Annotated in this window: 13 protein-coding genes and 2 tRNA genes; 6 read left to right on the top strand and 9 right to left on the bottom strand. The window is 44.9% G+C overall.

Going from position 1 to position 13,772, the window contains the following annotated elements:
• Position 1: 1 nt before the first annotated feature.
• Both ACZIX4_RS13305 and ACZIX4_RS13300 read right to left on the bottom strand, forming a co-directional pair.
• Positions 2-1,111: a metallophosphoesterase family protein gene (locus ACZIX4_RS13305; RefSeq protein ID WP_463336133.1), complete on the bottom strand. Its 1,110-nt coding sequence runs from the start codon at positions 1,109-1,111 to the stop codon at positions 2-4.
• Between the two features lie 239 nt (positions 1,112-1,350).
• Positions 1,351-1,432: transfer RNA gene (locus ACZIX4_RS13300), tRNA-Leu, on the bottom strand.
• Between the two features lie 264 nt (positions 1,433-1,696).
• Between ACZIX4_RS13300 and ACZIX4_RS13295 the strand changes: the two genes are divergently transcribed.
• Positions 1,697-4,690 carry an AsmA family protein gene (locus ACZIX4_RS13295; protein ID WP_463336132.1) on the top strand — a complete coding sequence of 998 codons (2,994 nt, stop codon included), beginning with the start codon at positions 1,697-1,699 and terminating at the stop codon, positions 4,688-4,690.
• A 68-nt stretch (positions 4,691-4,758) separates the two neighbouring features.
• Here ACZIX4_RS13295 and ACZIX4_RS13290 read toward each other — a convergent pair.
• The 5 genes from ACZIX4_RS13290 to idi form a co-directional block, all read right to left on the bottom strand.
• A tRNA-Thr gene (locus ACZIX4_RS13290) sits at positions 4,759-4,832 on the bottom strand.
• 80 nt (positions 4,833-4,912) lie between these two features.
• Complete coding sequence (locus tag ACZIX4_RS13285) at positions 4,913-5,179, bottom strand: hypothetical protein (RefSeq protein WP_463336131.1); 267 nt, start codon at positions 5,177-5,179, stop codon at positions 4,913-4,915.
• A gap of 57 nt (positions 5,180-5,236) precedes the next feature.
• Positions 5,237-6,202, bottom strand: a complete 966-nt coding sequence (locus tag ACZIX4_RS13280) for a type I phosphomannose isomerase catalytic subunit (protein ID WP_463336130.1) — start codon at positions 6,200-6,202, stop codon at positions 5,237-5,239.
• An 11-nt stretch (positions 6,203-6,213) separates the two neighbouring features.
• A complete protein-coding gene (locus tag ACZIX4_RS13275) occupies positions 6,214-6,624 on the bottom strand; it encodes a 6-pyruvoyl trahydropterin synthase family protein (RefSeq protein ID WP_463336129.1) in 411 nt (136 codons plus the stop codon).
• A 90-nt stretch (positions 6,625-6,714) separates the two neighbouring features.
• Positions 6,715-7,242, bottom strand: coding sequence for an isopentenyl-diphosphate Delta-isomerase (gene idi, locus ACZIX4_RS13270; RefSeq protein ID WP_463336128.1), 528 nt, complete (start codon positions 7,240-7,242; stop codon positions 6,715-6,717).
• 109 nt (positions 7,243-7,351) lie between these two features.
• On the opposite strand from idi, the gene ACZIX4_RS13265 reads away from it, so the two are divergent.
• Positions 7,352-8,443 carry a DUF6688 domain-containing protein gene (locus tag ACZIX4_RS13265; RefSeq protein ID WP_463336127.1) on the top strand — a complete coding sequence of 364 codons (1,092 nt, stop codon included), beginning with the start codon at positions 7,352-7,354 and terminating at the stop codon, positions 8,441-8,443.
• A gap of 95 nt (positions 8,444-8,538) precedes the next feature.
• Here the strand turns inward: ACZIX4_RS13265 and ACZIX4_RS13260 are convergent, their stop codons facing one another.
• Together ACZIX4_RS13260 and ACZIX4_RS13255 are read right to left on the bottom strand one after the other, a co-directional pair.
• Positions 8,539-9,846, bottom strand: a complete 1,308-nt coding sequence (locus tag ACZIX4_RS13260; RefSeq protein ID WP_463336126.1) for an ABC1 kinase family protein — start codon at positions 9,844-9,846, stop codon at positions 8,539-8,541.
• Between the two features lie 89 nt (positions 9,847-9,935).
• On the bottom strand, positions 9,936-10,604 hold the full coding sequence (locus ACZIX4_RS13255; RefSeq protein WP_463336125.1) for a TetR/AcrR family transcriptional regulator: 669 nt from the start codon (positions 10,602-10,604) through the stop codon (positions 9,936-9,938).
• Positions 10,605-10,835: 231 nt separating this feature from the next.
• Here ACZIX4_RS13255 and ACZIX4_RS13250 point away from each other — a divergent pair, with 231 nt between their 5' ends.
• From ACZIX4_RS13250 to ACZIX4_RS13235, 4 genes are all read left to right on the top strand, one after another.
• On the top strand, positions 10,836-11,261 hold the full coding sequence (locus ACZIX4_RS13250) for a hypothetical protein (RefSeq protein WP_463336124.1): 426 nt from the start codon (positions 10,836-10,838) through the stop codon (positions 11,259-11,261).
• 30 nt (positions 11,262-11,291) lie between these two features.
• Positions 11,292-11,678 (top strand): DUF1398 domain-containing protein, encoded by a 387-nt coding sequence (locus ACZIX4_RS13245; RefSeq protein WP_463336123.1) that lies wholly within the window; start codon positions 11,292-11,294, stop codon positions 11,676-11,678.
• Between the two features lie 361 nt (positions 11,679-12,039).
• Entirely contained in the window at positions 12,040-12,813 is a 774-nt protein-coding gene (gene ygiD / locus ACZIX4_RS13240) for a 4,5-DOPA-extradiol-dioxygenase (protein WP_463336429.1), read from the top strand.
• A gap of 1 nt (position 12,814) precedes the next feature.
• Complete coding sequence (locus ACZIX4_RS13235) at positions 12,815-13,510, top strand: alpha/beta hydrolase (protein ID WP_463336122.1); 696 nt, start codon at positions 12,815-12,817, stop codon at positions 13,508-13,510.
• Positions 13,511-13,772 lie beyond the last annotated feature (262 nt).

The raw sequence follows: 13,772 nt of genomic DNA, 5'->3' as shown, positions 1-13,772 counted from the left end.
ATCAGACGATAAACTTATCCACACTATCTATAGTGGTATTCTTTTCATCTTTGTTGTTCAGCACAAAATATTCACCGTTCAAGGTTACCCCCTCGCCTTTTCGTTCCAGGGTTATCTTAAGGAAGCCGTGCTTATCATCGCAATAGTTTTGCAGTTGCACACCATCCAGCAGCGGGCTGTTTGTACTGTACAATGGGTCACCCTCATATACCAGCGAATGCAGTTCGTCAAAACCACCCGCACCGCACACTATATACGGCACTACCGTACCATCCCCGTACGTTTTATGGAAACGCTGGTAGTTGTGTACGTGACCGCTAAACACCGCATCGGGCAGTACACCGCTTTCAGCAAAGGCACCTTCCAGCATTTCTATCATCGGCAGGCTGGAACCGTGGTTAAAATCAGCCGTATAGGGCGCATGGTGTATGCACACCAGTATCATTTTGCCGGGGCGTTCTTTTGCCGCAGCCTTTAGTTCTTCTACAAACCATTTGCGCTGGGCATTGTCTACAAAACCGTATTTCGGCACGTTGCTGTGCAGGCCAATGATATTGGCAAGGGGCGTTTGCAGCGTCCAGTACACATTGGGCTGGGTAATGCTCTTGCGGGTTTTGCTTGTACTGAAGCTGATGTCGCGGCTTTCGGTATCGCAAAACACGGCTGCAAAGGCATCCAGGCTTTTATACGGCACCGGGTTATTCGGGTTTACGTCGCTGTCGTGGTTGCCCGCTATGGCAAACAGCGGGCCGGGGTAACCACCGTACGGAGCAAAGAACTGCCTCTCGTAATACTCCGCCTCGCCGAAATGATACACCACATCACCCAGGTGGTACACGAATGCCGGGCTGTCGCCGCCTTCGCTGCCGGCTATCTGCCCGCACATTTGGGCCGCTACTTTCTGCTGGCCGTCCGGATAGCGCATACCACCGGTATCGCCTACCATCTGGAAACTAAACTTATCATCCGGCAGCTTTACAAACTTGGCAGCACCCAGGCGGTACGGATATGCATCCGAGGGTTTAGGCAAAGGCTGTACTTTATAACTGTCGTCGGGCTGGTATAATTTCAGTATGGGTTGGTCGTATTTTTTATCAGATTTAAAAGCCATGGTATAAAAATAAAGAGGATTATCTTCTGCCTGCAAGATACGGCTTGCACACGGAAAACCCTTAATTTTATTGGGATTTATAACCTATTGGTAACATTTGTGCCTATGGCAGTCTAAAGCCACGAATTTCAATAATTCTCACAAATTGATTTAAAAAGCCATTTTCAATTAGGGTAATTCGTGAAATTCGTGGCTAAACAACTACAAATAAAAAAGCCCCTGAATTTCAGAGGCTTTTGTGCGGGTGATAGGACTCGAACCTACACACCGTGAGGCACCAGATCCTAAGTCTGGCGTGTCTACCAATTTCACCACACCCGCAGGCTGATAATAACCGAGTAGTTATTGTTTCAGTATGAGGGTGCAAATATACAACAGTTTTTAATATTCGCAAGAAAATTTTGCAGCCACAGCAAAAATATTTTCTTTCCCACAAAATGGGTGTATAATTATAGCAACGAGGATATATTATTGCTTCAAAACGCAACTTTGTTAAAATATTCAGGCTTAACGCTATAATAAAGCGTAAGTTCTGATGTTTTTAGTACATTACACCCCTTAATGCCCAATCCATTCAGCACCGTTATGAAAGCCAGGAAAATCATAAAGAGGACATCCATCACCCTCGCATCTATAGTCGTATTGCTGCTTATAGCCATTGCCATAGCCGTAAACTTTGTATTCACACCCGAACGCATAACCCCTACCGTTGTAAGCCTCCTGAACGAAAACCTCGATGCAAAAGTGTCGTGTAAGAGTATAGAACTCACCTTCTTTTCATCGTTCCCGCGCTTTGGCGTAAAGCTGAAAGAGGGTTGTGTAGTTACGCCCGGCTACAAGGGCCACAAACCCGATACCCTGGCGCAGTTCGAGCTGTGCCGTGCCTCATTCAACGCCGAAAAGCTGTGGCGTAAGCACGACTTAGTAGTAAACCGCCTGATTATAACCAACCCGAAAGTAAAGGCCGTTATCCACAAAAATGGCAACGCCAACTGGAATATAGTAAAGGAAACACCCGAAGACACTACAACCGTGGCCGACAGCACAGCATTTGAAATAAAATCCATCTTCATAAAAAAACTACAGGTAGAAAATGCCAGCATTGCCTACCACGATTTTGTTACCAAAGCCCACGCAAAGGCCGACAGCCTGAACATAGAGCTTAAAGCCGCCAATACCGATAAGGAACTGCTCTTTACCACCGAAACATCGGGGCGTCACATCAGTTTCTCTAAAGACGGGTACAGCTTTGCCAGAAAGCTTAAGGCCGATTTCAGCACTAAAATCCATTACGATAAAAAGAACCACAAGGTAGACTTTGACAGGAGCACCCTGAAGCTGAACGACGTGGATTTCATTACCGAAGGCCACTTTAAGCGCGATACGGTGACCAATGAGGTATATACCGATGTGTCTATGGAAATGAAAGTACCATCGCTTAAAACGCTTTGGGAAACCATACCCCCGCACCTGCTGCAAAAAGACGGTATAGACGTGCACGGCAATGTAGTACTCAAGGCCACCTCAAAGGGCATTTACAGCAAAACCCGCATGCCGCTTACCGATATTACTTTTAAGATAAATAAGGGAGAACTGCGGTACGAGAAATTCCCCGGGGAAATACGCCACCTGGAGGCCGACCTGCATGCGCTGCTGAACTTTGATAAACCGGAGTTATCTAACCTTACCGTTAAGCAACTGTATGTAGAAGGCACCGGCATAGACCTGAAGGGTACCGCCACAGTAACCAACCTGCTGAAAGACCCTTATATAGACACCAATATTAAGGGCGACCTGGACCTAACCACCCTGAAGAAGAAATTCCCCATTGCAAAGGAAATTGACGCGAAAGGATTGGCCCACATCGACGTAAATGCCGTGTTTAAGAGCAATGAGATTATAGACGGCAAGTACAACAACATGAAGGTAAAGGGCAATTCGGTATTTACCAACCTGATGGTAAGCGACCCTAAGGACACTATTTACTTCGACACCAAAAAAACAGAGCTTGTTTTTGGCCGCAAGGCCGAAGATGATGCCAACCGCAAGGCATTCGGCAAGATTACCGCAACCGACCTTACCCTTAGGTATAAAAACCTGCATAACGTAACCCTGGCCGGGCTTAACGTAAAGCTGAAAGCAAAATTACAGAAGGACAGCGTACCAAAGATGACCGCCGAAATGAGCCTTAAAAACCTTAAATACAACGGTATAAACAAGATACGGGGCGTAATACGCAAAGCCGCCATTACCGCCGAACTGAGCCCGAGGAGCACCAAAGAGCGCCCAGCTATACGCACCACCTTTACTGTAGACAGCGCCGGTGTGTGGCAGGATAAGAAGTTTGTAGGCATAAAAAACGGCAACTACAAGCTGGTGGTACGCAAAAATCGCGACGATATATGGATGCCGAGGGGCGTGGTAGAATTCAACAACCTGTATGCATATACACCTGAGTTTGCACTGCCGCTGCGTATGGAGCATTCGGCGATAACGGTAAACAACCGCGCCATTACCCTTAAAAACGCGCACATTTTCTTTGGCAATTCCGATGTTACCCTTACCGGGCAGGTAAACAACATACTGGCCAAGAAATCGCCCGACAAGAAAATTGACGCTACACTTACGCTTACGTCCAACTTTATTGATGCCAATGAAATTATGGCGATTATGGATGCACACGCGCCGGCACAGGAGAAGCAGCCCGACTTTAAGGACGTAGCCGAAAACAGGCAGCACAAGCACCGCAAGCCTGGCGATAAAAAAACGGTGTTCAAGATACCGGAAAACATCAACTTTACCTTTAACAGTGACATAAAGAAGCTGCACTACGGCGGCATGGACATGAAAGACCTTAAGGGCATACTGAAAATAGAAGACGGCCACCTGAAGCTAAACCACTTTGAACTGACCACGCTTGCCGCACGCCTCGATGCCAGCCTTAACTATGTAGCCGTAAGCGACCGTCGTGCCAAAGTCGATTTCGACCTCAACCTGCACGATGTGGAAATGGCAAATATAGCCAAGGTAATGCCTGCTATGGACACCTTATTTCCCATGACAAAATCCATGGTAGGCAAAGCACACCTGCGCATGCAGGGCAGCGCACAGCTGAACCGCCGTATGGACGTGATTATCCCGTCTGTAACCAGCATAGCCGCGCTACAGGCCACGGATATTATGGTGCTGGACAGCGAAACCTTTAAAGACATGGCAAAGACCCTGATGTTTAAAGATAAGGACACCAAAACAATCAGCCAGCTGAATATGGAAATGATTATAGAAAAAAGCCACATGGAAATACTGCCCGCACTGGTAGAAATAGACCGGTACAGGCTGGTAGTGGGTGGCATACAAAACCTGGACCTCAGCTATGATTATCATCTTTCGGTACTGAAATCGCCCATACCGTTTAAGACCGGGATAGATATTAAGGGCAAGCTGACGGATTACAAAATAAGCCTGGCAAAGGCCAAATACAAATACTACTTTACCGATAAGGAACGCCTGAAGGAAAAAGCGGATGAAACCATTTTAAGCAAAAAGAAAAACATACTGGCAGCGCTCCATTTTGAATAGAAATTTGAGAAAGCCACAAAACCGTATAAAAGCAAAAAACCACCTCGTTAAAGGTGGTTTTTTTTAAGAGCCGATAGAGGGACTCGAACCCACGACCTGCTGATTACAAATCAGCTGCTCTAGCCAGCTGAGCTACACCGGCGACTCATTTACGGGTGCAAATATAGGAGTGGTTTTTTAATTTCCAAAACAAAATCTGCACTTTTTAATGACTTTTTTTGCTTACAGGGCATTTAGTTTGCCAACAAGCTGTGTAGCAGATTCTTCCAGTTTCTGGTTGATTTGCTTAAAATGTGCCTTTTTATTTTCAACGTTTTTAGCGTTTACATCCTTTATAAGGTCATCAAATACGGCAATAGCCTCGGTTACAATAGCTTCTGAAGCATCGCTGGCTTTACCGCCTTTTGCAAGCTCTGTAATGTATACGGCTTCAATAATATCGCCAAGTACAAAGTTGATGTCTTTTTTTAGGTTTCTTACACTTGCCATGTCTGTCTGTTTAAATTAAATATGTTGCAAAAGTACAACTTCTGTACTTAAATCCTGTTAAGAAATATATATTTCAAGGAGCGTAGCGTTGCCTGTAAGCGTAAAAGTTTTTACGGCCGCCGGTACCAGCACGGTATCGCCCTTTTTAAAGCTGTGGGCTGTGCCTTCGATGTCAATGCTGAATTCGCCCTCGGTACATATATACACGGTAAAGCTCTCCCCTGTACGGCTTATTTCTGCCGAACCATTTAGCGGAAGGTAGTTGGTAGTAAAATAAGGACAGTCTACCATACTGTTGCTCTTATTCTCCTCTTTGGCGTATTGTTTTTCGGTATCGGTAAGGTCGTAGTTCATGGCATCAAGCGCCAGCTCTACGTGCAGTTCGCGGCCGTTGCCGTTTGCATCTACCCTGTCCCAGTCATAAATACGGTAGGTAATATCGCTGGTTTGCTGTATTTCGGCAATAACAATACCACCACCTATGGCGTGTATGGTACCCGTTTCCAGGAAAAACACGTCGCCTTTTTTGGCAGGTACCTGGTTAAGGATATCTATCAGTTGTTTGCTTTCCAGTTTTTCAAGATACTCCTCAGGGCTTGATTTGTGGTTAAAGCCTACGATAATGCGCGAACCCGCATCGGCCTGCATTACATACCACATTTCGGTTTTCCCGAAAGAGTTGTGGCGCTCCCTGGCCAACGCATCATTAGGGTGTACCTGTATGCTCAGGTCTTCACGTGCATCAAGGAATTTAAACAGCAGCGGAAACTGCTGCCCGAACCTTGCGTGTACCGCTGTGCCCAGTATTTCATCCGGAAACTGCTCCAGCAGCTCGGTTAACGGCTTACCTGTAAAGGCGCCGTTTTTCACCACGCTTACATTGCCCGGCACTGCCGACAGCTCCCAGCTTTCGCCGGTAGTAGGGGTAGGTATGTCTTTACCTAAATCGTCTCTTAGTTTTGTTCCGCCCCAAATCCTGTCCTGCAATATTGGGGTAAAAATAAGCGGGTAATTCAATTTCATAATTGTGTAGGTTAATCGCCTTTATAGGTTACAAAATTTCTTGGTGTTTCGTATAGGGTTACTTCCAGTGTTTTATCGGCTGCTATGCGTGGCCTTATGCGGTTCCATATCACCACTGCTATGTTTTCGGCAGTGGGATTCAGGTTGGCAAAATCAGGCACTTCGGTATTCAGGTTTTTATGGTCAAAAGGTTCTTCTACCTCCTGTACTATAATATCCTTAAGTACCTTCATATCTATAACAAAGCCGGTTTCGGGGTCTATTTCGCCTGTAACACTTACTATAAGCTCATAGTTATGCCCGTGGAAGTTAGGGTTGCTGCACTTCCCGAAAATACGAAAATTTTGTGCATCGTCCCAGTCCTTACGGTACAGGCGGTGTGCGGCGTTAAAGTGGGCGCTGCGGCTTACGGTTACTTTCATTTTTGGTTTTTAGTTGATGGTTATTGGTTGTTGGTCATCAGTCTTAAAAATGGCGTTATGCCAACAACTAACAACCAAAAACCAACAACTTTAAAGAGTATGCTCTTCCAGAAAATGGTAAAATTCGTCAAATATAATACGGAACCACACGGTATATTGCTCCGGGGCTTTTGCTATGTCGGCTTTAACGTCCTCTATCGCCATCCACTTCCAACTTTCGGCTTCATCGGGATTTAGTACGGGTTCGCCTTCGTAGTAGCCTATCAGTACATGGTCAAATTCATGCTCAGTAAGGCCGTTATCAAACGGGGCTTTGTAAATGAACGAAAACAGCTCCTTAAGCCCGGTGGTAAAACCCATTTCTTCCATAAGGCGGCGTGTACCGGCCTGTATGTTGGTTTCGCCGTCGCGCTGGTGGCTGCAGGTAGTATTGGTCCACAACAGGGGCGAATGGTACTTATGGGCGGCGCGTTGTTGCAACATTATCTCGTTTTTGCCATTCAGCACAAAAACCGAAAAAGCCCTGTGCAGCAATGCCTTTTCATGCGCTTCCATTTTCTCCATCAGGCCTATAGGCTCATCCTGCTCGTTTACCAGTATTACGTGTTCTTCGGTCATAACTTCCATTAGCCACCAAAAATAAGAAAACTTTTGTGTAAATGTGCCGATTAACGTTTTGTTAGTAGCGATTTAAAAATTAATTTTGAAGTTAACCAACCCGCACACAATGGAACCTGCATTAATCATAATCGGCATAATTGTTTTTATTCCTTTTTTAGTTGCTATATACCAGTTTGGGTATTTTATAGCAAAAGGACGTTTCCCCGAAAGAAGCTTTGGGCTTTTGTTCTCATCTTTCATTTCTGTAATAGTCTATCCTTTCCTGTACATGGGTTGGGCTACCGAAAACAACTGCTGCGATGAATCTGCTGCCTTTTCCCCAAATCATGTACTGTCGGTTTTCGTACTTATAGTTGCCTATTCTGCTTCGTATTATTACTGCTTTTCCAGGACAAAGCTGTCTTCGCCTTTGTTGGAGGTATTGGCCAACTGTTTCCTGTTCATCGGTATTGTGTTTAATGTTTTTGTAGCCGTACAAACGGATGAGATAATTCTTGCAGCCATTGGTAACTTCCCGATAATGGTCTTGTTGCTGAATATGCTGATACGCAACCACCTGTTTATTATGCAGGAAATAGCTGTGCCAAATCCTGATGATTATGGTGTTTTCGGGCGCGTAAGCCTGAAGGTGCTTTATGCCCCTGCATTTATAAAATTCCCGATACTGATGGTGCTGTGCCTGCCCATTATGGCGTTGCTGATTGCTTTCCTGCTGTTGTTTGGGCAAAAACCCGATTCGTTTATACGTGCCTTTACCGATACGTACAGGCACGGCTTTTCGCATCTCAACCATGAATGTGACAACGTACAGTGCGGCGGCCATTATCTGTGCAGTGTGGCAGCAAACGGGCATACACAAATAGTAAAGCCCGAACGTTTAGGTATACGGCATGGCAACCCCATAATATGCAACAGGCAGTTACTGGTTTCTAATGCTTTCGAAGAATTGTTGCAGGAAAAACTCCCCACCCTCCACCGCATTATTCGCCGGAATTATAACAAGGTAGGGAATATGGTACACCGCTATTATGGCGTGTTTAATAATAAGTATGTATCTGACGTGGTATATGTTTTAATGAAACCTGCTGAATGGCTGTTCTTACTAACGCTGTATATTTTTGATGCCAAACCCGAAAACCGCATTGCAACACAGTACCTGAAACCGGAAGAGAAAGATTTGCTGAGAAAAAAACAGTAAAAAAACCTGTAGCCCTAAAGCCACAGGTTTGTATAATTGATTGAGCATCTGTTATCTCACATCTAATAATCTAAAATTCCAACAATCCAAAAAATCTATCTAACATACTTTTCATAGGCGTAGATATCTATTTCGGCACCTATATCAAACAACAGGCTGTACAACCCAAAGAACGTACGGTTTACATAAATAAAATGCCTGCTGCCACGGTTACCATTCATTTTACGGAGAACTTTATCGTTGGCAAATTTTTCGCTTAGGGCCGCAATGGCATTACTAAATGCAGGTTTGCCAAAATCAAAATGCTTATGCCTATACGGCTCTACAAACACCGTGAGCAGTTCGCGGAACAGGTTAAAGAAATACGCCTCTTCATCAGGAACCCCTTCATGGCGCAATACCTGTAACTCATACAGCAGTTCTTTAAACAACGGCTCATTTTCTATGGTTTCAGGCTGGATTATTTTATAATAGGGTACATAAAAATCCTGTGGCAGCTGCTTCATACAACCAAAGTCAATAGCTATCAGGTTGGCATCCTCATCAACCAGGAAGTTGCCCGGATGTGGGTCGGCATGAAATTTATGCAAACCGTGTATCTGGTACATATAAAAATCGTACAGCGCCTGCCCTACTTTGTTACGTTCTGCCTGTGTATGCTCCTCCCTGCACCATTCACTCAGGTGCTTGCCCTGCATCCAGTCCATTGTAATAATCTTCTCGCAACTCAGTTCAGGATAGTATTTAGGGAAACGAATGTTTTCTAATTTGGCACACTCTATACGCACGGCCTCGCTTTGGTGTAACTCCAGTGTATAGTCGGTTTCCTCCATCAGCTTACCTTCTATCTCATCAAAATATTCGTCGCTGGTACCCTGCAGGTTAAACATGCGTATAGCGATGGGTTTTACCATGGCAATATCGGTACCGATGCTTTCGCGTACACCGGGATACTGTATTTTCACTGCAAGCTCCTTACCCTCTTTCTTGGCCTTATGCACCTGCCCTATGCTGGCCGCGTTGATGCTTTCGGGGTTAAACTCATCGTACAGTTCGTACGGTTCCTTGCCAAAGTACTTACGGAATGTTTTGGTTACCAATGGTCCCGACAACGGCGGTACCGAAAACTGGCTTAGCGAAAACTTTTCTACATAGCTTTGCGGCAGCAGGTTTTTTTCCATGCTTAGCATCTGCGCTACCTTCAGCGCACTGCCTTTTAGCTCTTTAAGGCTGTCGTATATATCTGTGGCGTTGTTTTCGTGAAGGGTTTCTTTACTGGTATCGGGGTTTACCATTTTCTGCCCGTAGTACTTAAGGTAATTGCCCCCTATTTTTACGCCCGTAGTCACGAGCTTACTTACCCGCTCAATCTTATTGGTGGGTATACTATCTAATCGTTTCATCTTTTTAGTTGTTAGTTGATGGTTATTAGTTGTTGGTTGTTGGTTTAGACAGAATTCTAACAACTAATAACCAACAACCGGCAACCACATTAAACCGTGAACTTTTCTTTCCAAAGGAATTTACCTAAATCAACAAGGCTGTTAAGTGGTGAGTTATACACCAAGTCGTTACTTGCCTTAACCGATTTTTCTATAAACACATCGGTTTTTTCAAAGCTTGGCGAAGTATCACCCATCCAGAATTTAAAAATACTTAGGAACTGTACCCACGCGCCTTCCTTCAGGGTATCTTTTTGGATTTTTTCGGCCTTAGGGTGTTGCAGGTCTACCGGATTTTGCAGCACATTACCGGCATAATCGGTAAATGCTTTACGAAGGTCGCGAAGCTTCAGCAGGTTTTTCAGGCTGTTACTGCCCTCGCCCAGGCTGTACACCACAAAGCTGCGGTTTGCCGTGGCAATTTCGAAAAACGTGAAATAAATAGCCGACAGTTTTTCCACACCGCTATATGCAGCATAAGCGGGCGACTGTTCCTGCAGCTCTACCGCATGGGTAAACATCTCGGTGAAATAGCTGCGTTCCAGCACCTCAAACGACGGGAAGTGCTTATAAAATTCAGGTTCGGCATAACCGTTGTCCTTTGCAAATTTGTAAACCGTAGCGGGCTTGCTACCGTGGGTAAGGCAGTAGTCGGCATATTGCTCTATGATTTCAGCACGCGTAGGCACGGTTGGTTCTTTTAGTTTCTTGGTTGCCATATCATTATACGTTTAATCATTCCATACAAATTTAATACTGCACTGCTAAAACTATTCCTGCACTTGTGTTAATAATCGTTCAAAAAAAATGAAAGGATTTCGGTTGTCTACAACCATATTTTCCAACTATGGAAGAACTGAAATTCAAACTGAATCTCATTTTTCAGCATTAACAGATTTTTAACAACTAAAACCTTATTTTGGAGCAATTAAAACCACACCATCTTTCTTATGAAAAAAACATTACAGACCATTTTACCCATTATTGTCCTTTCGTTATTTTCATCTAAAGCCACGAGCCAGGTTACCGCATCATTCTACACCAATAATGCCCTCTCCAAAGCAGCTGTAGGTTATAACTTTAACAACAGGCTTTGGGCTGACTTACGGATATATTCCGGTACTAACATTGACAGCATTACACCAGAAGTGGTATTAAATTATAATTTCCTGACTAAAGAAAACTACTACACATATGTGGGCGGAGGCATAATCCTTAATGATATCAATGGTTTTCTGGTACCGGTGGGAGTCGGGATAACACCTTTTGAAGGCCTGAAAAATTTATCGCTAAACATTGAAATCAACCCCTTATATGAGATTGATGACGAAGATTTATACATCAACAGTTTTGTAGGATTACGATATAAGTTTTAAAAAACCGACAAGACCTGAATATCTAAAAACATGTTTACACTCGAACAAATTAAGGCTACGCATGCCAAAGTAAAAAGCGGCGCCGATTTCCCACAATATGTGCAGGAGATGAAAGTCCTTGGGGTTATAGCCTATACCCAATATGTTTCAGACGGGCGAACTATATATACAGGAGGAAGCCATAGCGTAGAATCGCCTGCCAAATACGGGCCGTTTACCGTTGCAGGGACTTCAGATGCAAACCAGCTGAAACACCACCTGAAAATACACCAGGCCGGAGAAACCGATTACCTCACCTTCTGCGGGCACGCCGCACAAGACGGTGTAGAAAAATGGACGGTAGACATGCTGGCGCTTACCTGCACCTATTATGATACCGCTGGGAATATGATGGTAACGGAAAATATTCCTGCGTAACGTTAATTTGTGGATGCGGTTATTCGATATAGCAGTGCTGATTCCGATAGTTACTGGAACTGATTTGACGGATGGCTACAATTTTTAATATTAAGTTGCTTTGAAACCAATATTTGCATTATCGGTTTTCCAAATAACCAAATCCACAAATAACCGCATAACCAACAAAACCATTTCTTGTCCTGGTTCAATGTTTTTTAATAAAGCATAGCCGAATTTTGCGTTAGCAAAATTTAAGACTGGTACTACTATGGACAGGAAACGATTTTTACAAACACTGGCCGCACTGCCGCTTGCAGGTGCCGCCGCCCGCCTTACCGACCTTAACCGCCTGGCCGGAGAACTGCCTGCCACCGCTACCATGCCGGTACTGTTCCTGGGGCACGGCAGCCCTATGAATGCCATAGAGGAAAACGAATTTGTAACCGGTTTCCGGAAGGTGGCCGCCTCCATACCCAAACCCGCTGCCATACTATGCATATCTGCACATTGGGAAACACGCGGTACATTTGTAACGGCTATGGAGCACCCAAAAACCATACACGATTTTGGCGGTTTCCCTAAGGCGCTGTTTGATGTACAGTACCCCGCACCCGGCAGCCCTTGGCTGGCCGGTGAAACCCAAAAACTAATCACTTCGGTAAAAGTACAACCCGATATGGATTGGGGGTTAGACCACGGCGCATGGAGTGTTATAAAACACCTTTACCCCAAAGCCGACGTGCCCGTGATACAAATGAGTATTGATTATACCAAAGAACCGCAATACCATTACGACCTGGGCAGGCAACTTGCCGCACTGCGCCGTAAGGGTGTCCTTATTATAGGGAGCGGTAATATTGTACACAACCTGGGACTGGTGGACTGGAAGAACATCCGTACCGATAACTATGCGTTCGACTGGGCGCTGGAAGCCCGCCAGAAGGTAAATAAGCTGATACTGGATGGTGACCACAAGCCGTTGGTCAACTTTAAGGCGCTTGGCAAAGAGGTGCAGAAGGCTGTACCCTCGCCGGAACACTACCTGCCGCTGGTGTATACCCTTGCCCTGAAAGGCGAAAAAGAAAAAGTAAGCCTGTTTAACGATAAGGCCGTGGGCGGTTCGCTAACCATGACATCGGTAAAAATAGGCTAACATGAAACATATATTTTTAATCCTTACAGCACTTATAACCATGAATACATACAGCCAGAGCCTGCACTACCTGGTGCGTGAGCCCAAGGTAAAAACAGCATACCCACCCGTTATCTTTTTACTGCACGGGGTGGGCAGCAACGAAAAGGACCTTTTTAGTTTTGCCGACAAACTACCCGGTGAATACCTTGTGATTTCAGCCCGGGGGCCAATAACAATTGCCGAAGGCCGCTACGCGTGGTTCCATGTGGAGTTTACCCCCGATGGGCCTAAGATAAACTTTGCCGAACAGGAAACCAGCCGCAAGCTCATTGCCACATTTATTAAAGAGATGCAGGCCAAATACCATTTTGACGAGAAGAAAGTTTTACTGGCAGGTTTCAGCCAGGGTGGCATCATGAACTACAGCGTGGCGCTTACCAACCCGGGATTGGTGAAAGGCATTGCCATAATGAGCAGCCGCCTGCTTCCGGAAATAAAGCCGCTTATAGCACCGGCCGAAAAGCTTAAAAGCCTCAACATACATATAAGCCACGGCACAGCCGATAATGTACTTCAGGTACAATATGCCCGCGATGCAAAAGCCTATCTTGAAGGCATCGGCCTGAAACCGGATTACCATGAGTACGCCGGCGCTGCACACACCATTACCCCGGCTATGGTTACGGATTTGCTGGAATGGATTAATCGTTTTTAGGGTGATTCGGTTATTTGGTTATGCGGTCATTCGACTGTTGGAACACTGATGACACTGATTTTGATGGATTAACACAGATTTTTGAATATCAGTATATATTAGGAATTAAATATTACAATACCGAATCTTTCGTATAACCAAATCACCGCATTACCGAATAAACCCCATTTGTGTTAAAATTCGCACTTAACAGGAAACCTCTTTACAAAATTGTTGCACAACATACACTAAAAGCATTATTTAGCAGTTTTAAGATACAAAC

This window comes from Flavobacterium niveum, from assembly GCF_055231775.1.
The sequence above is the reverse complement of the archived record's forward strand: the minus strand, read 5'-3'. Positions and strand labels throughout refer to the sequence as shown.

What these genes read in the sequence shown, in the direction of transcription:
- ACZIX4_RS13235 (WP_463336122.1), top strand. Translation starts at nt 12,815, where the DNA reads ATGAAACATATATTTTTAATCCTTACAGCACTTATAACCATGAATACA.
- ACZIX4_RS13280 (WP_463336130.1), bottom strand. Translation starts at nt 6,202, where the DNA reads ATGAAATTGAATTACCCGCTTATTTTTACCCCAATATTGCAGGACAGG.
- idi (WP_463336128.1), bottom strand. Translation starts at nt 7,242, where the DNA reads ATGACCGAAGAACACGTAATACTGGTAAACGAGCAGGATGAGCCTATA.
- ACZIX4_RS13255 (WP_463336125.1), bottom strand. Translation starts at nt 10,604, where the DNA reads ATGGCAACCAAGAAACTAAAAGAACCAACCGTGCCTACGCGTGCTGAA.
- ygiD (WP_463336429.1), top strand. Translation starts at nt 12,040, where the DNA reads ATGCCGGTACTGTTCCTGGGGCACGGCAGCCCTATGAATGCCATAGAG.
- ACZIX4_RS13265 (WP_463336127.1), top strand. Translation starts at nt 7,352, where the DNA reads ATGGAACCTGCATTAATCATAATCGGCATAATTGTTTTTATTCCTTTT.
- ACZIX4_RS13245 (WP_463336123.1), top strand. Translation starts at nt 11,292, where the DNA reads ATGTTTACACTCGAACAAATTAAGGCTACGCATGCCAAAGTAAAAAGC.
- ACZIX4_RS13285 (WP_463336131.1), bottom strand. Translation starts at nt 5,179, where the DNA reads ATGGCAAGTGTAAGAAACCTAAAAAAAGACATCAACTTTGTACTTGGC.
- ACZIX4_RS13305 (WP_463336133.1), bottom strand. Translation starts at nt 1,111, where the DNA reads ATGGCTTTTAAATCTGATAAAAAATACGACCAACCCATACTGAAATTA.
- ACZIX4_RS13260 (WP_463336126.1), bottom strand. Translation starts at nt 9,846, where the DNA reads ATGAAACGATTAGATAGTATACCCACCAATAAGATTGAGCGGGTAAGT.
- ACZIX4_RS13295 (WP_463336132.1), top strand. Translation starts at nt 1,697, where the DNA reads ATGAAAGCCAGGAAAATCATAAAGAGGACATCCATCACCCTCGCATCT.
- ACZIX4_RS13275 (WP_463336129.1), bottom strand. Translation starts at nt 6,624, where the DNA reads ATGAAAGTAACCGTAAGCCGCAGCGCCCACTTTAACGCCGCACACCGC.
- ACZIX4_RS13250 (WP_463336124.1), top strand. Translation starts at nt 10,836, where the DNA reads ATGAAAAAAACATTACAGACCATTTTACCCATTATTGTCCTTTCGTTA.